The sequence below is a fragment of the Hymenobacter sp. 5516J-16 genome, assembly GCF_022919335.1.
Taxonomy (GTDB): domain Bacteria; phylum Bacteroidota; class Bacteroidia; order Cytophagales; family Hymenobacteraceae; genus Hymenobacter; species Hymenobacter sublimis.
On the sequence record NZ_CP095058.1, the window covers coordinates 4422537 to 4445330 of the forward strand.

Genomic DNA, 22794 nt, shown 5'->3' on the forward strand with positions numbered 1-22794 from the left:
TTAACAGCTCCAAGTACCTTATTACAAATACAACGAAGCGGTAGAAGTTCTTTGCTGCACTCAGCATGATGGGTAAATTTCAGTTACTTCTAACTTGCTGCTACTTATCATTTTACTACCTCGCGCGCTATGAAAACCCTGCGGATTGCTATTTTGGGTTGCGGCAACATGGGTATGGCCTTCGCCAAATCCTTTCTACACTATAACCTGGTAGCCCGCGCTGACCTGTTGCTGCTGGGCCGCCACCAGGAGCACTGCCAGCGCCTGCTGGCCGCCCACCCCGGCCTGCCAACCAGCGAGCTAACCGCAACGGTGGGCACCTACGACGTGGTGCTGGTCGCCGTGAAGCCCCAGGATTTTGGCAAGGTTGCCGAAGGATTGCGCCAGGTGCTGCAACCCGAGCAAGTGGTCGTGTCCATTATGGCCGGCATCCCGATTGCGCGCCTACAGCGGGAACTGGCTCACCAGCAGGTGCTGCGGGCCATGCCCAACACGCCGGCGCTGCTGGGCATGGGCATCACGGGGTTTTCGGCAGCTGCGGAGGTAGAGCGCAGCCGCCTGCACCAGGTCGAAAACCTGCTCAATGCCACCGGGCGCTCTATTTTCCTGGAAGATGAAAGCCTACTCGACGCCGTAACGGCTGTGAGCGGGAGCGGGCCGGCCTACTTTTACTACATCGTGCAGGCCATGATGCGGGCGGGGCAGGAGCTGGGCTTCTCGGAGTCAGTGGCCGGCCTGCTGGTCAAGCAAACCATGCTCGGGGCCTACCACCTGCTCAACACCTCCGACAAAACCCCGACGAACTGATTGCCGCCGTGGCCTCTAAAGGCGGTACTACCGAGGCGGCCCTGCGCGAGTTCCGCGCCGGCAACCTAGCCGAAACCCTCGCCGCCGGCATCAAAGCCGCCCAACACCGCGCCACCGAGCTGGCAAAGGAGTAGTGAGATGGTGAAATAGGGAAATGGTGAAGTGTGTGTCCTGGCGAGGAGGCACGACGACGCCATCCTTCCTCTCTTTTGCCTAACGCCTACTAATATGACGAGCTCTTACCGTCCGTGCTGGAGGTAAGGGCTCGTCACATGTTAGGGGTAGCACGTTGGTCAGGACGGATGGCTTCGTGCCTCGCCATGACACACTTCACTTAATCACTCTTTCACCATTTCATAATTTCTCCTTTCACAACTTCACCACTCGTAACTTCGCGGCGTTGTTGCTGGTTGTAGCAGCAGCTTCGCACCTGCTCTCGCCAGAACAGACCCTGCGAAATCATATTCATCTGTTTTACATCCGCTATTCATGCTGGATTCCATTGAAGACGCCATTGCCGATATCCGCGCCGGAAAGGTAGTGGTGGTCGTGGACGACGAAGACCGTGAAAACGAAGGCGACTTTATCTGCGCCGCCCGTTGTGCCACCCCGAAGTAATCAATTTCATGGCTACCCACGGCCGCGGCCTGGTGTGTGCCCCGCTCATTGAGCAGCGCTGCGAAGAGTTGGGCCTGGAGCTAATGGTGGGCCGCAACACGGCCTTGCACGCTACCCCCTTCACCGTCAGCATTGATTTGCTGAAGAACGGTGTGACCACCGGCATTTCTGCCTCCGACCGTTCCAAGACCATTCTCGCTCTCATCGACCCTGATACCAAGCCCGAGGAATTGGGCAAGCCGGGCCACATTTTCCCGCTTAAAGCCCGCAAAGATGGCGTATTGCGCCGCGCTGGCCACACCGAAGCCGCCATTGACCTAGCTCGCCTGGCAGGTTTCGAGCCGGCTGGGGTGCTGGTTGAGATTCTGAAGGAAGACGGCGAAATGGCCCGCTTACCCGAGCTGCGCGAAATTGCCAATAAGTGGAACCTGAAGCTGATTTCGGTTCAGGACCTGATCAAATATCGCCTCGAAAAGGAAAGCCTGATCGTGCGGGAAATTTCCGTGAAGTTGCCCACCGACTACGGCGACTTCGACCTGATTGCCTACACCCAGCGCAGCACCAACGCCCAGCACTTGGCCCTGGTGAAAGGCGATATTTCGGGTCCCGAGCCCGTGCTGGTGCGCGTGCACAGCTCCTGCGTTACCGGCGACATCTTCGGCTCCTGCCGCTGCGACTGTGGCCCCAGCTGCACCGCGCCATGCAGCAGATTGAGCGCGAGGGCCGCGGCGTGGTCGTGTACATGAACCAGGAAGGCCGGGGTATTGGCCTGCTCAACAAGCTGCGCGCCTATAAGCTCCAGGAGCAGGGCCGCGACACCGTAGAGGCCAACGTTGAGTTGGGCTTCGGCATGGACGAGCGGGATTATGGCGTGGGCGCGGCCTTACTGCGCGACTTGGGTATCAGCAAGATGCGTCTGCTTTCCAACAACCCCCGCAAGCGCACCGGCCTGATGGGCTACGGCCTCGAAATCGTGGAATCGGTAGCCATTGAGGTGGAGCCCAACGAGCACAACGAGCGTTACCTCACCACCAAGCGCGACAAGCTGGGCCACACCATCCTACGCAAGGACCGCACCCCCCACCCGGATGTGGACGCGGCCCTGACGGAGTTGTAGTCATTAACTTTTCATTCTGATACGCAGGAGGCCTCGGTGGAATATCCAGCGAGGCCTCACTATGCTTAGGAACCTGTGGCGTTCTAAAAGACAGTTATTTCATCTATATGAAGCAAGTTTATGTACTGGTTCTGCTTACTGCTGGGCTCCTACTGCATCATGCCGCAACCGGACAAACCCTGTTTGGCAACAGGAAAGCGGTAGAACCCGGAGCCGACCGGGGCCAGCAGTTTGATAGGGCTAAAGTGCTAGTGAGTACGGGTGAAACCTTACTAGGAGAAGTGCTACTTTTCCGCTCACAAAATGCCACCGACGCGCTTACCATTACCCTGGAGGATGGTAGCAAACGCAGCTTTCCTGCGGTTAATGTGCAAAAATTTGTGGTTCAGGGAGAGCAGTTTGATACGTTTGACCGAGACCAAACACAATTCTACCTCTACGATTTCGCGCCTATGCGCAAGGGCTACTATAATGGTAACCCGGCTTTTGCTGGCTTGGCCGCTCCTGCCCGCTTGGACCAGCCCAATACTAACCTTTCTCGCGTGTTCCGTACCTACCGCTGGAACCGAGACAACGACTACAGTGACCTGTTGGGCTACGGTTTCTTTGAGCAACTCAGCGCCGGTCCGGTAGCACTGCTGCGCCGCGACACTAAGGTTGTCCGTTCCCTGAATGTGCCATCTGCTATGCCCGGTTCATCAGGAGGAGGTAGCACTAGTTATTCGGCTATAGTAGCTAAGCTATACCTGGGCTTGCCAAATGGCAACGTCTTGCCCCTGCGCGACCCTAAGGATGATTTGCTAACCTATTTCAGTACCTATAAAACCCAGATTGAGCAGTATGCCAAGGAGCACAAGCTTGGGTTCAAGAAGCCGAATGAGCTAGCTTACCTGGTGAACTACGCCAATTCTTTAGCGCCTCAACCGTGAACCAGACGCTTTCATAATTGGTCATGGGAAGTAAGATGTTCTTTTCTTATTTACGGCTATGAAAGCATTTATCTATGATGTGTCGGCGCGTCTGCCTGGGTGCGCTCGGGCTTTTTGGTGCGGGCTCCTGCTTCTGCTGCCCCTAGTTGCCCTAGCCCAACGGGGCGGGCAGGGCTTTACCCAGCAGTTCAACCGGGCCACGGTGCTGCTCAGCACCGGCGACACGATTGCCGGCCCGCTGGCCCTGCACCGCTCCGAGGAAATGCTCACCATGACCTTGAACGACAATACGGTGCGCACCTTACCCGCCGTAAACGTGCAGAGCTTTGCCGTGCAGGGCGAGCGGTACGACCGGAGCCGGGAGCGGTATTACTACGACGATTTCTACTCCATGCGTCAGGGATACTACTACGGCAACCCCTACTTCAATACCTTACCGCCCCCACGCCGGCGCGAGCGGCCCGATACCACCCTGGTCCGCGTGTTCCGGACCTACCGCTGGAACCGCGACAATGACTACAGCGACTTCCGGGCCCCGGCTTTTTCGAGCAGCTTAGCGGCGGCCCCATTATTCTGCTGCGGCGCGAAGGGCTGGTAGAGCGCCCCATCACCTACAACGGCCCGTACGGCTACGGCGGGTATGGCTATGGTGGTGGCCTGCCCGGCCGCACCATGGGCTACTACACTGATGTGAAGGATAGCTTCTACCTGGGCCTACCCAACGGTAACGTGCTGACCTTGCGCAACCCCAAAAAAGATCTGCTCAATTACTTCCACGCCCACTCCCGCCAGATTGAGCAGTACGCCAAGGAAAACAAGCTCAGCTACACCGAAGCCCGCGAGCTGGCCTACCTAGTGAACTACGCGAATTCGCTGGGGGCTGGTAAAAAATAACTTAGCCCGTCATCCTGAGCGCAGCGAAGGACCTTATCACGTCAGCATGAGTCGTAACAACGAGTATCGTGCTGACGTGATAAGGTCCTTCGCTGCGCTCAGGATGACGGGCTTACGCGTCCTGTATAATCTCCGCGTTATAGCACCCGCATAACGGGGTAGCGCAGGTGGGAAGCCTCGTAGTGGTCGGATTGGCGGTACACCCACTCGAGTTGGGCGGCGGCGCTGGCGGCAAAGGTCGGCTCGGCTTTCTTCTTGGCTTCCAGTTGGGCGCGTAGCTCGGGCTGGCTGCGCAGTAGGTCGGCGGCTACGTCTTCGAACACGTAGTCGGAGAAGTGCTCCTTCTGCTGTAGAATACTGTCGAAGAAACCCCAGGCGAAGAAGGAATCGGTGGCGTGGGGCTCCAGGGTTTCGATGAGGTAGCGGGCGGCGGGCTGGTTGAGGCTCACCACGTAGTCGCCGCGCAGGAAGGGGCGGGCCTGGCGCACCGGGCGCACCTGCACCTGGCTGTGCAGGTAGTGGCCCTCGTAGGGGCGGGGGCCGGTTTTATAGTCCTGGATATAGTACACTTCGCCCGTGATGGTGGTATCAGAAGCTAGTGGCCGGAGTTGCACGCCAGACAGGCGCAGGCGGTCCACTACCTCGCCCCAGGCCTGCGGAATGACGTAGGCGGTAGGGCGCTGCACCGTTAGGGTGGGCTGGAAGGTGTTGTAGTAGGGAATGGATTTCGTGTAGGGCGCCTTCCGGTCGTAGGTGAGGCGGGGCAGGCCACTGACTTCGCTGGGCTTGGTTTTGCCCTCGAAACCCCGGAAGGTAAAGCGCTCGGCCTGGGTAGTGTCCAGGCGCCAGCCCAGGGCGAACTGCTGCTGGGTGCGGGTTTGCTCGGCGGCCGCAGCCCGGGCCTGGGCAATGGTGGCTCCGTCCTGGTGTACGGTTTTAATCAGCAAATCCAGGAAGTCATAGGTTGCCTTTACGCGCGGGGTGTAGGCCTTGAGCATATGGGTTTCCGTCACGAACCCGATGGTGTTGAATAAGGTAGTGTAGCCAGTGGAGTAGCGCGGTGTTTCCAGAAAGCCCACCAAACCGCGGGCATCGGGCGTGCGGCCCTCAAAATCAACGTAGGGCGTTAGGTACCACTTCTTCTTGTCCATGCCGCCGTACAGGGCCGGCAGCAACCGCTGCTGCAGATACTGGCTCAGGGCCGGGTGCAATTTGTCTTTCTGGGTGGCAATCAGCGTCATGGTATACTGATAATCAGCCCCGTTGGAGGTGTGCGTATCCACGTAGATATCCGGTTGCCAGCGCTGGAACAGCTGGGCGAAAGCGCGGGCATTACGCGAATCCTGCTTGATGTAGTCCCGGTTCAGGTCGAGGTTGCGGGCGTTGCCGCGGAAGCCGTAACTCTCGGGGCCGTTTTGGTTGGTGCGGGTAGTGGAGTTGCGGTTGAGGGCCCCATCCACGTTATAAATAGGAATGAAGACCAGTACCACATCGGCCAACTGCCGGCGCAACTCCTTTTTCTGCACGTAGTCACGGGCCAGCATCATGCTGGCGTCAATGCCCTCCGGCTCGCCGGGGTGGATGCCGTTCTGAATGAACACGATGCGTCGCCCTTTGGCCCGCACGGAAGCCGGCTCGAAGTCCCCATCCAGTGACACTACTACCTCGTGCAAGGGCCGGCCGCTGTCGGTGGTACCAGCCTCGCGCAGCTGAATTTCGGGGTAGGCAGCATCCAGCTGCTGGTAGTAGCTGATGCACTCAGCGTGGGTTGTGGTAGTGTTGCCGTTGCCCTTCTCGAAGGGCGTGCGCCAGTCGGTTGGAGGGGAGGCCGGGGATGTCAGTAGAAAGGAGGAGAGCAGCAGTGCAAGCATATGACAAAAGGTAGCTGAGCCGAAGTCGGAAGTGCAAGTAGCCTAAAAACACGTCATCCTGCGCACGGCGGAAGATGTTTTCGCGCCGAAGCAAGCCGCCGAAGCAACTTTTTCAGGCGAAAATAACCCCTCACAATGGGCAGGATGAATAGAAAATGCTAGCGAGTAGCGCTAACCACAGGAATGGGTAGTCTTTGTATTGAGCTACCTGTCTAGGAGCTAATACAACCGGCGGGGGCCGGAAACAGCAGCTGGTCGACGCTGTATTTGCCCGGACCGGCAAAGGCCAGCCCCAGGAACAGGAATGCCGATTCCAGGGCGTGCGAGTAGGTATTGAAGTCGTGGCCACTGCTCAGGTGCATGATGGTGGCCATTATCATGGTGCCCAACAGCAGGGCGCACGCCACGCGAAAAAATAGCCCAATGGCAATCAGCTGCCCACCCACCGCTTCGGCGGCGGCGGCCAGAAAGCCCCAGAAGGCTGGGGCAAAGTTTATTCCGATCAGCTTCATGGCTCCGCCTACCTGCGTCCAGGCTTCGGGGCCGCCCGTGAGCTTGGGGTAGCCGTGTATGGTAAACATTACGCCAATGCCCACGCGCAACAGCAGCAGGCCTAAGTCGTGGGTGCGGTAACGGTTTGCAAACAGGGCCATAGGCGAGTTGGGAGCGAGCCGGGGCGAGTAAGTTCAACAATACGGACGTAGGCGGCTACCTCCGGCGTTGCCAAAGTACAATATTTGCAGCGTAATGCAACTGACCTGCCAACGGAGCTACTGGTAAAGTAATACCCCTGTTATCCGGGACGCCGGCGGCACCTCCGCCGAGCTAATTTCCGCCGGATGCTTAGCCGGCAACGAGTTTGGGTCAATCAGCCAAGCCATTTGCACCTCGCCCGACACGGCCGCAAACCCCGCCGGCGTGTCGCGCACCTTGGTCAGGCCCAGATTTTGGCGGGCTGCTCCGAACGGCGACCCTACCCCTATACCCTCGGCGGTGCGGTACTGCGGATCGTAGATGCGAATGCGGCGCAGACGAAATCCGGTGGAGGAGTCGCCGATGAGGTGCAGCACAGTAGGCGGTGCCTGGGGTTGCTGAGCATCGCGCATTTCATAAGCGGGCAGGGTGTGGCCCTGGTCTTGGTAGGTAGTGGCGCGCAGCAGGTTGGCCGGTACTACCTCCTTCAGGCGCTCCTCCCGCATACCCAGCCGGAGCCGGCCAGCCCGGCCCGGACTAAGCAGATGCAACGAATCGGGGGTAGGCGCGCCGGGCGTGGGGGTAGGGGCGCTGGCCTGCTGCGCCACGGAGGTTCCACCGGGGAGGCTCCGGCCGTACCGGCCGCAGACGTAAAAGGCGGCGTACCCGGGTCGGTAGCGTTGCGGGTCGTGGTGGAGTCGCACCCCGTTAGGCTGGCTACTAAAAGGCTAACAGACAGGGTGCTAACGACTGGAAATAGGCGGTGTTGCATGCGGGCTATACGCAGGCCCGAAGGCTAGTGTTGAAAACCTGACAGGGGCGAAGGGCGTTAGCTACTGCAAACGAGCCGGGTCGGTCAGCGGCCCTGGCCTACTTTTGTCCGCTCTCCTTCTTCACTGACTGTTTTTGCTTGTGTCTGCTGCAACCCGCCCACCGCTTATTCTAATTTCCAACGACGACGGTATTACGGCTCCTGGCATTGCCACGCTGGTGCGCGTCATGCGCCGTATTGGCGAGGTGGTGGTGGTAGCACCTAACTCGCCCCAGTCGGGCATGGGGCACGCCATTACCATCGGCAGTTCCTTGCGCCTCGACCCAAGCACTATTTTCGAAGGAGTAGAGGCCTACGAGTGCAGCGGCACGCCCGCCGACTGCGTGAAGCTGGCCAAGCACCATGTGCTCAAGGACCGCCGCCCCGATCTGGTGGTGTCGGGCATCAACCACGGTTCCAACTCCTCCGTGAACGTGCTGTATTCCGGCACCATGTCGGCAGCCATTGAAGCGGCCATTGAGGGGCTGCCTGCCATCGGCTTTTCCCTGTGCGACTACGGGCACGGGGCCGATTTCTCGCACGTGGAGGAGTGGGTAGAGCACCTGTGCCGGCAGGCCCTAACGCACGGCATCCCCAAGGAACGGCCCTGAACATCAACATTCCCAAGAACTCGGCCGAACCCATTGCGGGGGCGCGTTTGTGCCGCCAGGCCCGGGCCAAGTGGCAGGAAGAGTTCGATTTGCGCTACGACCCCTATAAACGGCCCTACTACTGGTTGCTAGGCAATTTCGTGAACGAGGACCAGGGGCAGGACACCGACGAGTACGCCCTGGCCCATAACTACATTTCCATCGTGCCCTGTCAGTTCGACCTCACGGCCCTCTATGCCCTGCGCGAAATGAATACGTCCTGGCAGCTCAGTGCCACTCCGCAAGGCGTTACAGTCCAAGCCCCGCACCTAGGCAGTGCCCAACCGGCGCCGGGCGAATCGGCGGAAGGACTAGGGTAGGTGACAAAGATTTTCCGTCCAGCAAAAAGCCCTGACTACTGCTAGTCGGGGCTTTTTGCTGGACGGGAAGGAGGTTTCTGTCTGTAAGGGTTGGAGGCTATGCTAGGGCAGGCGAGCCAATGGAACTGGAGTGCGGGCAATGCGTGCGCAGAGCTTAAGAAGACGCTAGCGGACGATGGGTATTAACGCTACAAGTTGCTTTTGGTGTTGGGTGCCGACCTAGCCTCAAGAGCAGTAAGGCCGCTACCAGCAGCCTTGCTACCAGCAGATTTATCATTCTAGGCAAAACATGCAGTGGTTACAGAGTGCCTGACCCTACATGTAAGCCACGTGAGCCTAAAGCCAGCTAGCGGGAACCACCGTGGCGTACTGTTGTGGCGGTCCGGCGCACGGTAGTGGTTTTGTTTGTTGGGGCGGGCTTAGTTACGGTGTGAGTGCGAGTAGCCGTGTGGGTGTTACCGCTGGGCGTCGTTACCTGGTGGGTGCGCGCTGTTGTGCGCGAGGTAGTAGCGGCGGCAGTGGTGGTATGGGTGGCCGTGGTTTTTTGCTGAACGGCCTGGGCCCGGACACCACAGGCAAAAACCGACAAGGTCAGCAGGGCAAGTACATTTTTCATGGGCGGGGGGGGTGAGAATGAATACTAGCGTCTTTTACGCAGTGGCGCTGCCACGGATGTGCTTACGGCCCACTCAAGGATACTGCAAGGCGAACGTACTACCCCAGCCTACCTCTGATTCCAAGCTAAACTCACTATGATGAAACCCGATGATGATTTTAGCAATGGGCAAGCCCAGGCCGTAGCTACAGGGCAAGGCACCATACGCCAGCCCACCGCGAAGAAATCATGAAGCCGCCCGAGCAACCAGCCCGGCAGCAAGGGTAGGGGATACGCTTGCGTTGGTAGCGCAAAATATCGGTTCTTGTGGCCTCACCCGCTTCCTTTTCCTTGAACGCACCCCTTGACTCAGTTAGCATTATCATTCCGGCCTATAACGAAGCCGCGGGCCTGGGTCACCTGCTGAACTACCTGCGCGCCGAGGCTGACCCCGCAACCGAGTTGCTGGTGGTAGATGCAGCCAGTCCCGACGGTACCGCGGCCGTGGCGCAGGCCGCCGGCGCCCGCGTGGTGCAATGCCCCACGCGCGGGCGGGCGGCGCAGCTCAACTACGGGGCCACTCACGCCCAGGGCCACCTTCTCTATTTTCTGCACGCCGATACCTACCCGCCCCCGGGCTTCCTCGCCTCCATTCGGGCGGCAGTGGCCGGGGCGCGGGCAGCGGCTGCTTCCGCCTCCGGTTCGACTATTCCCACTGGTTTTTGCGCCTGAATGCCTGGTTTACGCGCTTCGACGTGGACCTCATTCGTTTCGGCGACCAGAGCCTCTTCGTGACGCGCTCCGTATTCGAGCGGGCCGGTGGCTACCGCGAGCAACTACTCGTCATGGAAGATCAGGAAATCATTGGTCGCCTCCGCCAGCAAGCCCCTTTCCGGGTGTTATCGCAAGCTGTGGTTACTTCCGCCCGCAAGTACCGGGAGAACGGGGTCTTCCGGCTCCAAGCCATTTTCACCCTCATTGCCACTCTGCACTGGCTGGGTGTTTCCCAGCCTACCCTAGTCAACCTATACCGACGTCTTATCAGATGGTGAGTAAGCTTATTTTCAGCAAAGGCAAGCGAGAATGAGTTGTCATTAAGCTTGAGTAGGGGAGCAAAAACGGGGTTCCTCCGCCAGCTGTCTAGTCGAGTAGAAATTACCTAAGCACCCGCTATGACCCCGTCCAGGTCAGCAGGGGTAGGCGACTGTTCAAGGCAGTCCATGGTGACGCTAAGCTGGTTTAATAGCTTCAGTTTACCTTAAACTTGTTAATGAAATTATATTAAACATACTGTTGATTTTAAAATAGTTATAGTAACTATAATGGACTTAGTAAATTCATCTGTCAATATGTCGGCTAGCTGCATGGTGGGAAAGTGCAGGCCTAGGCGCAGGGCTTTGAAGTAGCGCTACGCGAGTCGTTGGCCGAGCGAATAGTTGGGCTTCCCGCCAAGGATAGAGGCCTGGTAATTTGCGCCGTGCCACGATTCTTCCTTGCTTTAGCTTATGAAACGACTCGCCTTTCTTCTTCCCCTGGTCCTGACGCTGCTGACCCGCCCCGCGGCTGCGCAGGTGTACACCGCTTCCGATCCGCTGGCCCATACCTACAGCATTGTGGCCCGCGACCCGCAAACGGGTGACCTAGCCGTAGCCGTGCAAAGCCACTGGTTTTCAGTGGGCACTAGCGTTAGTTGGGCCGAAGCCGGGGTAGGGGCCGTGGCTACCCAGTCCTTCACCAACAAATCCTTCGGCCCCGGGGGCTTGCCCTGCTGAAAAGCGGCAAATCGGCCCAGCAAGCCCTAGACGAGCTGCTGCGCACCGACGAAGGCCGCGACGTGCGGCAGGTGGCTATCATCGACAACCAGGGTCGCGTGGCTACTCACACCGGCAGTAAGTGCATTGATATGGCCGGCCACCAGCAAGGCCCGCAATTTTCAGTTCAGGCCAACATGATGCTCAATAACACCGTGCCCGCCGCCATGGCCAAGGCCTACGAGCAGAATACCAAGCTACCCTTCGCTGAGCGGGTAGTAGCAGCGCTGGAAGCCGCTCAGGCCGCTGGCGGCGACATTCGGGGGCGGCAGTCGGCGGCGCTGCTAGTGGTGCGGGCGAAACCGGGCGCGGGCGTCTGGGAAGACCGCGCCATTGACTTGCGCGTAGATGATGCCGCCGAGCCCCTCCAGGAGCTAGCCCGCCTATTGCGCCTGCACCGCGCTTACGAGCACATGAACGCCGGCGACTTGGCCGTGGAAAAGAACAACGTACCCGGCGCCATCCGCGAGTACGAGGCCGCGGAAAAGCTCTTTCCTCAAAACCTGGAAATGAAGTACTGGCACGCCATCAGCCTGGCTAACAAGCAGCAGGTGCCCCAGGCCATCAAGCTGCTGGGGCCTATCTTCCGGCAAGATGCCAACTGGCGTACGCTCACTCAACGCCTGCCCAAAGTCGGCCTGCTTACCGTCAGCGACGCGGAGCTCAAGCAGATTCTAGCGGCTAAGTAAGTCCTGGCTGCTTAGAGTTCCAGCTTCAAAAGCTCTCTTTTTCTACCCTGTTTTCTTCCTGTAAGTATGCCGTTTTCATCTTTACTTTTCTTGCGGTTGTGGCGGTGGCTGCTGCCGGTATGCGTAGTGCTGCTGGCTGGTGCCTGCGCTTCCGTGGAACCCCGGAAGGCCAGCCAGCCCGCTTTCACTACGGTGTACGTGGTGCGCCACGCTGAAAAAGACCCGGCCCCCGGGCTGCCCGACCCCTCGCTCACGGCTGCTGGCAAGCAACGCGCCCAAACCCTAGTGGATACGCTGCGCAAGGCCCCAATAACGGCCGTTTTCTCAACCGCTACCACGCGTACCCGCAGTACGGCCGAGCCCCTGGCCACCGCCCGCCAGCTACCGGTGCAGCCCTACGATGCCCGGCAGCTAGCGGCCCTAGCTGCCCGCATCCGACGGGAGTATAAAGGTCAAACGGTACTGGTAGTGGGTCATTCTAACACCATTCTGGAAACCGTAGAAGCGCTGGGTGCCCCGCGCCCGGTGCCGGCCGTGCAGGACAGTGAGTATGATTACCTGCTGCAAGTGCGGATTCCGCAGGATTCTACCCAAGCTGCTTCGGCCGTGGCCCGCCGCTACGGAGTACGGTAGCCAGGGCGTGCTTTTGCTGCAACCCACATTCGTTTTCTGCTACTTTTAAGCCGCCTGCAGTAGCCCTGGCCCTGGCGGGCGGTGTTGTTTTGTCACTCTCTTCCTTTTCATGCGCACTTCCTTTCGCTGCCTTACCCTGGGTGCTCTGTTGCTGCTGGCTTCCGCCGGAACTGCAACTGCTCAAACCACCGGCTCTAAAATCGATTCCGTCGTCATTAGAAAAATTTACGATGAAGCCTTGGCCCGCGGGCAGAGCTACGAGAACCTGCGCTACCTGACCACTACCATTGGCGGCCGGCTAAGCGGTTCGCCCCAGGCCGAGCAGGCCGTGCAGTGGGGCAAAACGGTTATGGAAAAGATGGGCCTCGACCGGGTGTACCTGCAGGAGGTGATGGTGCCGCATTGGGTGCGCGGGGCCAAGGAAAAAGCTCAGATTAGGAGCAGCAAAGGCAAGGGCGTAAACCTGAGCGTGTGCGCTTTGGGCGGCTCCGTTGGAACCAATGGTAAGCTCAAAGCCCAAGTAGTAGAAGTGCATAGCATGCAGGAGCTGGCTGCATTACCCGCTGATAAAGTGAAAGGTAAGCTAGTATTCTTCAACCGGCCCATGAACCCCTTATACGTAGAAACCGGTCGGGCCTATGGCGAAGCCGGCGACCAGCGCCGCAGCGGGGCTGTGGAAGCCGCTAAGCGGGGCGCGGTGGGCGCGCTAGTACGTAGCCTCACCCTGGCCCACGACGATTTCCCCCACACCGGCACTATGAACTACAATGAGCAGGTAGCCAAGGTACCGGCCGCCGCCGTGAGCACCAACGGCGCCGATGAGCTCAGCCACCTGCTTAAAGCCGACCCCAACCTGACTGTAGAGCTGGAAATGAGTTGCCAGCAGCTACCCGAAGTGAAAAGCTACAACGTGGTAGGCGAAATCAAGGGCTCGAAGTACCCCGACGAAATCATTGCCGTGGGCGGCCACCTCGACTCCTGGGACTTGGCCCAGGGCGCCCACGATGATGGCACCGGCTGCACGCAAAGCATGGAAGCCCTACGTCTGCTAAAAGCTGCTGGGTTGCGGCCGGAGCGCACCATCCGGGCTGTATTGTTCATGAACGAAGAAAACGGTGTGCGCGGCGGCAACAAATACGCCGAACTGGCCAAGGCTGCCGGCGAAAAACACCTGGCCGCCATGGAGTCGGATGGGGGCGGCTTTACGCCCCGGGGCTTCAACATCGAGGCTGACCCCGCCACCGTGCGTAAGGTGCAGCAGTGGGCCCCGCTATTGCAGCCCTACGGCAGCGGCGAATTCGTGGCGGGTCATGCTGGCACCGACATCGGCCCCCTGAAAAGCCAGGCCAAAGCCCTCATTGGCTACGACTGCGACTCCCAGCGCTACTTCGACATTCACCACACCGCCGCCGATACCTTCGACAAGGTGAACCGCCGCGAGCTGGAACTAGGCGGGGCCAGCATGGCCTCCCTGATTTACTTGCTCAGCAAGTACGGCCTGTAGGCCTGGGGTAGCAAACCGCCCCGCAAAGCGGCTTTTTTGCCCTGCATATTCGTACAAGTCCCGGTGAGAAGGTGCCCGCCTTTTCACCGGGACTTGTTTTTTCGTCGCCTTATAGCTTCAGTTAAGGATGGATCTATTTCTCATGGCCCTGCTACCCCCAGAGCCTATTCGTAGCGACATCTGGGCCCTGAAGCAGGAAATGCACCAGCGAACCGGCAGCCGCAACGCCGTTAACCTTCCCCCGCACATCACGCTAATTCCACCCCTGCGCCAGCCCGCGTCGTTTGCCGCCGCAGCTGCGGCTAGCTTACGGGAGTTTGGTTGTGCGCAAAAGGCCTGCCTGGTGGGGCTGGAAGACTTTGCTTGGTTTCAGAGCCGCACGCTGTATGTGCATGTGGCGCAGGCACAGGCGGTGCAGCAGCTCCACGAGGCCCTGCACCACTGGTGCGCTATGCAGTTGCCCGCCGTGCCCGCACCTACTCGGCCCTTCGTACCCCACGTCACCCTCGCCACCCGTGATTTGCCCCCGCAGCCGTGCCGGAGTTACGCGCAGAGTTTGCAAGCCGCCGCTACGCGGCAACCGCCGCCTGGGAAGAACTGGTGCTTTACCAACACGATGGACGTAAATGGCAAGTGCAGGAAACCGTGTATCTACTACCGGCACATGGCCTGGCAGACTAGAAACTGTTACCAGATGGCTCAACGGCTGTCCTGCCGAGCAGGAGCAAAGCACCCCGCGGGCTGGTGGTACTATGCATATAAGAACAGTACTAAAATAACGGGCCCTACCTAATCTGGCGTCCGCGCAGCTGAAGCGCTCCTCCCTCTGGCTGACTCCTACGCGAGGACGAAGCGGTAAGGGGCCATCGGTTCTGCGGACATTAGATCAGGCAGGACGTGTACGATTGCAACGTCAGCGGAAGGGGTGTTTCGGCGCGGCCTCGGCATGACGTTCTCATACCTATTTGCAAGCTTTTTTTGCTCACATGACCTAGTAAATAAAAATCCCGCCGCCTGAAACCAAGCTGCGGGATTTTTTATATTCTTAACAAGGCTGAATTACTCAGCGCTGGCATTTTTCTTTGGGCGGCCGGGGCGCTTACCGGTGCTATTGGCGGCACGGGGCTTACGCTCTTTTTTCTCAACCCGGAAACCGGGCTCCAGCATGGCATTCAGTTCCGCCATTAGCTCATTTACTTTTACTACGTGCTTGCGGATCTGCACTAGAACAGCATCGTTTTCTTCGGCGTTAGCCAAAATCTGTTGCAATTTGTTAAGGTCAGCAGTTGCCATGATTAGTTTAAATCTTTGGGAAGACGAATAATACTCAAAGTTGAAGATTTTTTTGTTTTGCCCAAATAAATACTTTGCTATCCAACATGGCGCAAGAATATTTTTCCGGATTACGAACAGACTGGCACATGCGCATTATTTAAAGTGGAGAATAACAGTCTGGTGAAATCCATACGATTACCTCCTGTACTTTGTTGATATTCAAGCGTGAAAATATTTTTATCTGTCCGGGCTACAAAATAGCGGGAGCTTCCCTCTGAGTAAGAGAGTTTAATCTAAAATAAAATCACTGTAAGCCGCTGATTCAGAGAGAGATTTTAGCGACCAGACAAAGAAAAATCCGAGAGCCATCTACGAATAGGTAGCCCTCGGATAGCAATTTATAGCGCGCAATAAAACTTAATTCTGCTCCAAAATCTGAAATAGCTCGTCCAGTTTCGGGGTCAGAATAATTTCGGTTCGACGATTTAACGCCTTATTGGTAGGCGAGTCGTTTTGCGCTACTGGTACGTATTGCGCCCGCCCCGACGGGGTAACTTGGGAAGCAGGTAACCCCGCCTGCGTTAAAATTCGCGTGATTTCCGTGGCCCGCAATACACTCAGGTCCCAGTTGTCGCGCATACCGGCCGTCCCTTTTACAATGGGTACATTATCGGTGTGGCCTTCCACCAGCACGTTAACATCTTGGTTACCTTTAAGAGCAGTAGCCAATTTACTTAATGCCTCCTGGCCTTTCGGGTCGACTTTGGTGGAGCCAGATTTAAAAAGTAATTGCTCCGAAAGCGAAACATACACTTTACCGTTCCGCACATTTACCTGCAAATCTTGTGAATTAAAGCCCAGCAGCGCGTCGCCCACTTTCTGACGTAGGGCTTTTACTGCCGCATCTTTTTGCTCTAAAATGCGCTGCATATCGGCAATTCGCTGCTCTTTGCCGCGCAAATCAGCCGACAGCTGCGAGTTTTCTTGTTGGGCCCCGCTTAGGCTGGCATTCAGCTGATTAACCTGCTGATTCTTGGTTAAAAGGCTGGTCCGCAGTGCTTCTTCGTTGCGCGCTTTTTCTTCCTGAAGCGCATTTTTCTCGGCCTGCAGTTGGTCGCGGGAGCGGGAAGCATCGGTGTACTGCGTTTGCAACGCAGTGTATTTTTTCTGCGAAACGCAGCCCACTGCACCCACCAGAAGGGTGGCACTGCACATTGTTGCGAATAATGGAGAAGCAAACAAATATTTCATGACGCGGAAATACGAAGTGACAACGCAAGTAGCCATGAAACGGAACCCAACTGTTGGGAGTTACGGAGAGCCGCAGCGCTACCAGAAATTCGCCTTGCGGTGTCGTTCGCGGCCGGCTTTATCGTACCTTGGAGGCTATATGGTTTCGTCAGTATTCTAATTCTCGTTTGCGTTTTCGTATTCAATTAATAGCGCTGCTGCTGGTGGGTAACGTGGTTGCTGGCGTGAAAAACCCGGTGCACGCTACGCCACCTGCTACCCGGTACTGGGTGAGCTTCCGCGACAAAGCCGGCCAGCATTTCCGGCCCCGTGCCTACTTCAGCGCCGCCGCCCAGGCCCGCCGCCAGCGCCAGCACCTACCCCCCGCCGACAGTACCGACTTTCCTGTTCGGCCCGACTACGTGGCGGCCGTGCGCGCCGCTACCGACACGGTAACGCTAGTGAGCCGTTGGTTTAACGCCGTAGCGTGCCGGGCAACCGCCGCTCAGGCAGCGGCCCTGCGGCACGTGCCCGGCATTCTAAGTGTAACTCCTTGGCCAGAAAATCCGCTGCTACCGGCTGCCCACACCTCCACTGGTGCAGCCGAGGCAGGCGGGCCGCTTACTTCCGCCGACCGATCATTGGCCCGGCGCCAAGCGGCCAGCCTGGGAGCCGCCGACTTCCGGCGGGCCCGGCTCAACGGCCGTGGGGTACGGATTGCTATTTTCGACGTAGGGTTTAACGGGGCCGATCAGCACCCGGCTTTTGCCCACTTGCGCCGCCGCGGTGCCATTGTTGCCACCTATGACTTTTTGCGGCGCACTCCTGCCGTATACCAGGGTGGCAACCACGGCACCGAGGTGCTATCATGCATTGCCGGCCGCCTTCCAGACAGCACCCGTCTGGGCCTGGCGGAGGGCGCGGAGTTTCTGCTGGCCCGCACGGAGCAGATGTACCGTGAAAAGTACGCCGAGGAGGAAGCCTGGCTGGCTGCCGCGGAATGGGCCGACCGCAACGGGGCCGACATCATTAACTCCTCCTTGGGCTACACCACCCGGCGCTACTTTCCTGAGCAAATGAACGGCCGCACCAGCCTGGTAGCCCGAGCCGCGGAGCTGGCCGTTCGCAAGGGCATTCTGGTGGTGAATGCCGCCGGCAACGATGGCGACGATCCGCAGTGGCGTACCGTGGGTACACCCGCCGATGGCGACTCCGTGCTGGCCGTGGGTGGCATCGACCCTGATACTTATTTGCACCTGGATTTTAGTAGCTACGGGCCGGCTCCGGGGCAGCGGCTCAAGCCCAACGTGTCGGCGTTTGGGGTGGTGGTAGCGGCGGCTCCCGGTGGCTACGTGCGCACGGAAGGCACTTCCTTTGCTAGTCCGTTGGTGGCTGGCTTTGCCGCTTGCGTCTGGCAGCAGCAGCGCAACCTCACGGCCATGCAGCTATTCGCCCAGCTTCAGCAGTCAGCCAGTTTGTATCCGTACTTTGATTACGCCCACGGCTACGGCCTGCCGCGGGCATCCTTTTTTACGACGCCGTCCGCTCCGCCACCCGCCTCGGCTTCGTTTGACCTAGTGCGCCAGGACTCGGTGCTGGCCGTGCTGATTCGACCGGAAGCAGCGTATGTGCCGGCTTACACGCTACCCCTGTTCGCCGATTCTGTACAGGCCACCACGGCGGGGGGGCACCGGCCGTTGCCCCGGTAGGGAAGGAGCAGCCGCGGGAAGCGGCACCTCCTGCGGAGGAGCTGGTGCCTTCCACGCCACCTCAGTACGTGTACTGGCAGCTACTGGACCGTAGCGGAAAGCTGCGGCGTTACGAAGTGCTGGAGGTAAAGCAGCGCGCCGTATTGCGCATTCCCCTGCGCCTGCTGCGCTCCGGCGACGCCGCCCGGGTGCATTACCGGGGTTACACCCAAACCTACCTCGCCCCATGAAGCACCTGTTATTGCCGGCCGGCCTGAGTTTGCTGCTGTGGGGGCAGGCTCAGCAGGCCCGGGCCCAGCGGGTGGTACTGCGGGCCGACCCGGCCACCGACACGGCCCGCGCCCGGTATGGCCCCAACCGGGCTTTCTACCGCCACCTCTTTATAGGTTATGCTCCCGTAGTGGGTGCGCCGGCCGGGCCGGGGGCCGATCTGCGTCCGTTTAAATCAGCTGAGTTTTTTGTGGGCGTACGGCAGAAATACCGCCTTACGCAAACCCTAGCTACCGGCTTCGATGTGCGTTATGCCCGCCTGGCCTACCATCTGCGCCAAAACAGCCAAAAAATACTGCCGACTTCCACGGTGCACCATTCCGAGTCCTTGGTGTTCTCGCAGCTGCAACTGGAGCCCTACCTGCGGTTTAGCTACGGCCGCCGCGGCAACGTCATTGGCAACTATCTGGATGTGAGCGGGTGGGGTGGCTGGGCCATGGGTGCCTCGCACCACTACGAAGACCAGCCCGGCACGGGGGCGGCAAGCGCACCGTAGTAGTGGAGCGCGACTTGCGCTACGTGCGGCGCTGGCCTTTTGGGGTGGGGGCCCGTTTAGGCTCCGGGCGCTACGTGGCCACGGCCCGCTACCGGCTCTCCGACACGTTTAATGCCCAAGCTAATCCGGCTTATGTGGAACTGCCCCGGTGGGTAGTGGGGCTGGAATTGGGCCTGTTTTAGCCTTATTTCAGCGCATAAAGTGGGGTGTGAGTGAGCCCAAACGTGCAGGAAATTACTCCGGGCTGAGCTATATAGCCCGATTATTGCGGCTGGATTTTAGCCGGTTGCTGTTGAGCCTTTTTTCCTTGTAATTTTCCCGTACTTTCTGCACAACCTCCCACCCGCTTTTGCGGTACATGTTGTCACTACCCCACCCCGACAGGAACCTCACCGAAATCAGCCGCTTTAGTTCTGCGCTGTCGGTAGTTTCGTAATTTGCCGTACCGAATTGATGATGGTTGACTTTCCCTTCATGAAAAAGATTTTACTCCCCACCGCCGGGGCTTTGTTTTTACTCCAGTTAGCTTCGTGCATTAACACGGAACGCGAGGTAGGAACGTCCAAGAATGCTGACCGCGTGTTTACGCCCGTTCCCGAGGGAAACCGGGGCCGCGTATCGGAGCGCACGGTGCTGCGCACGGTAAACACTGCCCACGCCTTCTCCAACCCCCGAACCAAGGATAACTTTGTGCTGCAGCTGCGCGGGCCGAAAATTGCCAACGCCCAGGCCTACTTCATGATTATCAGCAGCACCGGCGACACGCTGCGCAAGGAAATTATTCCGGCTTCAGCCCTGATTAACGAGCGGGACCTGGATGACCCCCAAGCCGCTACCGTGCGCGATAAAGAAATTGCCATTCTGCAGGGTATGAACGCCTTCTTCAAGGAAGATCGGTTTGTGCAGCCCGCCGTGCCCCGCGCCGCTACTCAACCCGAGAACGTGGATGCGCAGTCGTGGAGTTCGGTAAAGGAAGACGCCCGCGCCGTTGGGTTCGACTACCCCGCCGCCGATGGGCGCGAGCGGCGCGTGGCTTATTCTAAAAAGCTAGGCCGCGCAGTGGTCATTGCCGAGTAAGTCTGCCTGTATAGTTGGTACACAAAAAAGTCGCCGGATAGCACATCCGGCGGCTTTTTTGTGCGGTTCTACTCAAACTACGGAGTCAACCAAGACATAGCACTTGGCGGGTCAACACTGAGTAAAGTTACCAATCAAGTTAACCAGTTTCTGAGTGCCGAGCCTTACAGAAGCCGTACACCTTGCGGCGTAGGCTAGGAGGCGGCCAGCCAGCCAGTTCGCCCATCGGGCTGACGCACCAGCCGGAATCCACCGAACTCGCCCAGTACGGCCACGGCCGTTTGGGCCGGCAGGGCGGCAATCATCAGGGCGCTGGTGGAGGGTAGGGCGCGTAAGTCAGCGGCGGCAGTCAGGTTTTCGCGCCGCAGCGGAGTTGCCGTGAGCACGGCTTTGGCCGGTACGAAGCCTGTGCCGCCCGCCGGCAGTTGTACGCGCAGCCATTCGGCCGTGGCCCCTAGTACCAGCAGCGGCGTGGGGCGCGAGGCCGTGGCCGCCGCTACACCCGTGGTGGCCGGCGTGCGGCGGAGCGTCAGGCGCGTTTCCTTGGCCCGCACCCACTGGCCTAACCGAGCGGGTAGCACTTTGGGTGCTGGCGCCAGCGCATCGGCCCGGCGCACAAAGGGAAACGGATCAACGGCTCCGTTGCGGTACACTCCAAAGTGCAGGTGCGGCGAGGTGGTGCGGGCATTGCCGGTGTTGCCCACCAGCCCCAGCGTGTCGCCGGGTTTTACCTGCTGGCCGGGCTGCACTAGCTGCTTATCCAAGTGGGCGTAGTAGAGGTGCTGGCCGTGGTCGGTGTCGGCTAGCCAGACTACTCGGCCCCCCAGAGTCGTTTCGTTTACGCGTGTAATGTAGCCGTGTGCCGAGGCCACGGCCGGCGTACCGCGCTTGGCAAAAATATCAATGCCCTCGTGGCGACGGGCGCCGCCATCGCGCGGCACACCCCAGAAGGAACCCACCGCCACGTCGTTCTTGCCCTTCACCGGAAAGCTTAGGCTAGGTTCGCGCCGAATACGCAACGTGTAGCGCCCGCCGCGCAGCAGCTCGGGCTGCACCCGCAAAATGTGCTGACGGTCAGCTTCGGCCACGTAGCGAAAAGAAAGGTCCGTGGTGTCGGCAGAAGCTAGGTAGCGGGGCGTGCGGCGGTCGGGGCTGAGCTCATAGGCATCCACGAAGACCTTAGGCGCCTGCGTGCCCGGGGCCAGAGTCAAGCTGATGTGAATGGTTTCGCCGGTCCGGACAGGGTAGCGCAGACCCGTGGCAACGGCCCGGTCGGCGGGGAAAAAGCCGCTTTCCTGGAACGGCAGCTTCACCACCAGCGAGTCGCGCAGGGCCTGATCAGCGGCTCGCAGCCAGTCGCGGCCCAGGGCCGTTTCAGCCAGGCCTGCCTGTTTCAGCTTGCGGGCGTAGGCTTCGTGGGGAGTTGATTTTTGGAAGATGCCTTGCAGGGTCTGGCTTTGACTGCAAGCGGTAAGAAATAGGACGAATAAAACGGCCGGTAAGGCTCGAAAGCGAAGCAGCATTGAACGAGGTTGGATCGGTAGGAAGAGCTAATTGGATAAACCCCAGACTCGTGCTAGTAGTTCGCGGCGGTGTACTGGTGAGGGAGGTGTCCTGGTGAGGAGGCACGCCGCTATCCTTCCTGACCAACGTGCTACCCTTTGAAACGTGACAAGGCCATAACGCCATCATATGTCAGGCACTTATCACTTTATCAGGCTTATCACGAAAAGAGGACGGATGGCTTTGGTGCCCCCGCCATGACGCACTTCACTCATTCACTAGCTTACAAACTCGCCACCTCACCACTACCTATCTCACAATTTCACAACTTCGCACCTTCACCACCCCACCTTCCCATGCTCCACCTCACTGAGTGCCCCCGCGACGCCATGCAGGGCTGGTCGACATTCATTCCCACGACCGATAAGATTGCCTACCTCAATGCCCTGTTGCGAGTGGGGTTCGATACGCTGGATTTCGGCTCTTTCGTGTCGCCGAAAGCCATTCCGCAACTGGCTGATACGGCCGAGGTGCTGGAAGCTCTGGACCTGAGCCACTCAGCTACCCATCTGCTGGCCATTGTCGCCAACCTTCGCGGGGCAGAAACGGCCGCCCAGTACCCTCAGATTCGGTTTATTGGCTTTCCGCTGTCGGTGTCTGAGACCTTTCAGCAGCGTAATACCAACAAAAGCATTGCCGAAGCCCTCGACGATGTAGCCCGCATGCAGGAGCTGTGCGCCCGCACCGGGCAAGAGCAGGTAGTGTACCTGAGCATGGGCTTTGGCAACCCCTACGGCGACGCCTGGAGCCCGGCCGTGCTGGGCAAATTCACGCAGAAGCTGGCCGACCTGCAGGTAGGTATTGTGGCTTTATCTGATACCATTGGGGTGTCTACGCCGACTACCATCGGTCCGGCTTTCCGGGAGCTGACGGCTGCTTTCCCGCAGATTCGCTTCGGCGCCCACCTGCACACTACCCCCGACACCTGGCGCGAAAAAGTGCAGGCCGCCTACGAGGCTGGCTGCCGCCACTTCGACGGGGCCCTGGGCGGCTATGGCGGCTGCCCCATGGCCGCCGACCAGCTCACCGGCAACATGCCCACTGAGCATTTACTGGAGTTTGCCCGCGAGGTAGGCGCCGAGCCAAACCTGCGGCTGGAAGCATTGCCAGCCGCAATGCAATTAAATCAGCGCATTTTTATGGGGCATTAAACCGTACTTTGTCATTCCGAATGCGGAAAGGAATCTGGGTTGACCACCCATGAAGAACCCAGATTCCTTTCCGCATTTGAA

The 22794-nt window shown here is 59.1% G+C and carries 21 protein-coding genes and 4 pseudogenes; 18 read left to right on the forward strand and 7 right to left on the reverse strand.

All coding sequences use genetic code 11. The features are described 5' to 3' along the window. The first annotated feature begins 138 nt into the window (after positions 1 to 138). The 5 genes and pseudogenes from proC (at position 139) to MUN84_RS21885 (ending at position 4365) form a co-directional block, all read left to right on the forward strand. Positions 139 to 941, forward strand: a pseudogene (proC, locus tag MUN84_RS21865) (pyrroline-5-carboxylate reductase). A gap of 355 nt (positions 942 to 1296) precedes the next feature. After that, a pseudogene (locus tag MUN84_RS21870) lies at positions 1297 to 2542 on the forward strand (bifunctional 3,4-dihydroxy-2-butanone-4-phosphate synthase/GTP cyclohydrolase II). 107 nt (positions 2543 to 2649) lie between these two features. Next, the gene (locus MUN84_RS21875; RefSeq protein WP_244695997.1) at positions 2650 to 3471 is read left to right on the forward strand and encodes a hypothetical protein; all 822 of its coding nucleotides are present in this window, start codon (positions 2650 to 2652) and stop codon (positions 3469 to 3471) included. Positions 3472 to 3529: 58 nt separating this feature from the next. Next, positions 3530 to 4069, forward strand: coding sequence for a hypothetical protein (locus tag MUN84_RS21880; protein WP_244695998.1), 540 nt, complete (start codon positions 3530 to 3532; stop codon positions 4067 to 4069). A gap of 74 nt (positions 4070 to 4143) precedes the next feature. Continuing rightward, entirely contained in the window at positions 4144 to 4365 is a 222-nt protein-coding gene (locus MUN84_RS21885; RefSeq protein WP_244695999.1) for a hypothetical protein, read from the forward strand. Between the two features lie 137 nt (positions 4366 to 4502). Here MUN84_RS21885 and MUN84_RS21890 read toward each other — a convergent pair whose 3' ends face one another. From MUN84_RS21890 to MUN84_RS21900, 3 genes are all read right to left on the reverse strand, one after another. Then, positions 4503 to 6236 (reverse strand): M14 family metallopeptidase, encoded by a 1734-nt coding sequence (locus tag MUN84_RS21890; protein WP_244696000.1) that lies wholly within the window; start codon positions 6234 to 6236, stop codon positions 4503 to 4505. A gap of 212 nt (positions 6237 to 6448) precedes the next feature. Next, entirely contained in the window at positions 6449 to 6889 is a 441-nt protein-coding gene (locus tag MUN84_RS21895) for a DoxX family protein (protein ID WP_244696001.1), read from the reverse strand. A gap of 117 nt (positions 6890 to 7006) precedes the next feature. Next, entirely contained in the window at positions 7007 to 7633 is a 627-nt protein-coding gene (locus MUN84_RS21900) for a hypothetical protein (protein ID WP_244696002.1), read from the reverse strand. 295 nt (positions 7634 to 7928) lie between these two features. Between MUN84_RS21900 and surE the strand changes: the two are divergent. Further along, positions 7929 to 8710 (forward strand): annotated as a pseudogene (gene surE, locus MUN84_RS21905) (5'/3'-nucleotidase SurE). Positions 8711 to 9056: 346 nt separating this feature from the next. Here surE and MUN84_RS21910 read toward each other — a convergent pair. After that, a complete protein-coding gene (locus tag MUN84_RS21910; protein WP_244696003.1) occupies positions 9057 to 9326 on the reverse strand; it encodes a hypothetical protein in 270 nt (89 codons plus the stop codon). Positions 9327 to 9656: 330 nt separating this feature from the next. On the opposite strand from MUN84_RS21910, the gene MUN84_RS21915 reads away from it, so the two are divergent. The 6 genes and pseudogenes from MUN84_RS21915 to MUN84_RS21940 all read left to right on the forward strand — a co-directional run bounded on the left by MUN84_RS21915 (position 9657) and on the right by MUN84_RS21940 (position 14735). After that, positions 9657 to 10037, forward strand: a complete 381-nt coding sequence (locus MUN84_RS21915) for a glycosyltransferase (RefSeq protein WP_244696004.1) — start codon at positions 9657 to 9659, stop codon at positions 10035 to 10037. Continuing rightward, a complete protein-coding gene (locus MUN84_RS21920; protein WP_244696005.1) occupies positions 10028 to 10357 on the forward strand; it encodes a hypothetical protein in 330 nt (109 codons plus the stop codon). The genes MUN84_RS21915 and MUN84_RS21920 overlap by 10 nt, the downstream gene beginning before the upstream one ends. A gap of 453 nt (positions 10358 to 10810) precedes the next feature. Then, positions 10811 to 11805, forward strand: a pseudogene (locus MUN84_RS21925) (DUF1028 domain-containing protein). 66 nt (positions 11806 to 11871) lie between these two features. Beyond that, a complete protein-coding gene (locus MUN84_RS21930) occupies positions 11872 to 12438 on the forward strand; it encodes a histidine phosphatase family protein (RefSeq protein ID WP_244696006.1) in 567 nt (188 codons plus the stop codon). Between the two features lie 109 nt (positions 12439 to 12547). After that, positions 12548 to 13942: a M28 family peptidase gene (locus MUN84_RS21935; RefSeq protein ID WP_244696007.1), complete on the forward strand. Its 1395-nt coding sequence runs from the start codon at positions 12548 to 12550 to the stop codon at positions 13940 to 13942. A gap of 127 nt (positions 13943 to 14069) precedes the next feature. Beyond that, positions 14070 to 14735 carry a 2'-5' RNA ligase family protein gene (locus tag MUN84_RS21940; RefSeq protein ID WP_244696008.1) on the forward strand — a complete coding sequence of 222 codons (666 nt, stop codon included), beginning with the start codon at positions 14070 to 14072 and terminating at the stop codon, positions 14733 to 14735. A 266-nt stretch (positions 14736 to 15001) separates the two neighbouring features. On the opposite strand, the gene MUN84_RS21945 is transcribed toward MUN84_RS21940, so the two are convergent. After that, positions 15002 to 15235, reverse strand: a complete 234-nt coding sequence (locus MUN84_RS21945) for a hypothetical protein (RefSeq protein WP_244696009.1) — start codon at positions 15233 to 15235, stop codon at positions 15002 to 15004. Between the two features lie 399 nt (positions 15236 to 15634). Continuing rightward, positions 15635 to 16402, reverse strand: coding sequence for a flagellar motor protein MotB (locus MUN84_RS21950; RefSeq protein WP_244696010.1), 768 nt, complete (start codon positions 16400 to 16402; stop codon positions 15635 to 15637). Between the two features lie 233 nt (positions 16403 to 16635). Here MUN84_RS21950 and MUN84_RS21955 point away from each other — a divergent pair, with 233 nt between their 5' ends. The 5 genes from MUN84_RS21955 to MUN84_RS21975 all read left to right on the forward strand — a co-directional run bounded on the left by MUN84_RS21955 (position 16636) and on the right by MUN84_RS21975 (position 19999). After that, on the forward strand, positions 16636 to 18156 hold the full coding sequence (locus MUN84_RS21955) for a S8 family serine peptidase (RefSeq protein ID WP_244696011.1): 1521 nt from the start codon (positions 16636 to 16638) through the stop codon (positions 18154 to 18156). Positions 18157 to 18200: 44 nt separating this feature from the next. Continuing rightward, entirely contained in the window at positions 18201 to 18386 is a 186-nt protein-coding gene (locus MUN84_RS21960; protein ID WP_244696012.1) for a hypothetical protein, read from the forward strand. Beyond that, a complete protein-coding gene (locus tag MUN84_RS21965; protein ID WP_244696013.1) occupies positions 18383 to 18922 on the forward strand; it encodes a hypothetical protein in 540 nt (179 codons plus the stop codon). The genes MUN84_RS21960 and MUN84_RS21965 overlap by 4 nt, the downstream gene beginning before the upstream one ends. Before the next feature lie 2 nt (positions 18923 to 18924). After that, the gene (locus MUN84_RS21970) at positions 18925 to 19104 is read left to right on the forward strand and encodes a hypothetical protein (protein WP_244696014.1); all 180 of its coding nucleotides are present in this window, start codon (positions 18925 to 18927) and stop codon (positions 19102 to 19104) included. A 292-nt stretch (positions 19105 to 19396) separates the two neighbouring features. Then, positions 19397 to 19999: a hypothetical protein gene (locus MUN84_RS21975; RefSeq protein WP_244696015.1), complete on the forward strand. Its 603-nt coding sequence runs from the start codon at positions 19397 to 19399 to the stop codon at positions 19997 to 19999. A 194-nt stretch (positions 20000 to 20193) separates the two neighbouring features. On the opposite strand, the gene MUN84_RS21980 is transcribed toward MUN84_RS21975, so the two are convergent. Beyond that, positions 20194 to 21522 carry a M23 family metallopeptidase gene (locus MUN84_RS21980; RefSeq protein WP_244696016.1) on the reverse strand — a complete coding sequence of 443 codons (1329 nt, stop codon included), beginning with the start codon at positions 21520 to 21522 and terminating at the stop codon, positions 20194 to 20196. 336 nt (positions 21523 to 21858) lie between these two features. Here MUN84_RS21980 and MUN84_RS21985 point away from each other — a divergent pair, with 336 nt between their 5' ends. Next, positions 21859 to 22713, forward strand: a complete 855-nt coding sequence (locus MUN84_RS21985; protein ID WP_244696017.1) for a hydroxymethylglutaryl-CoA lyase — start codon at positions 21859 to 21861, stop codon at positions 22711 to 22713. Positions 22714 to 22794: the final 81 nt, after the last annotated feature.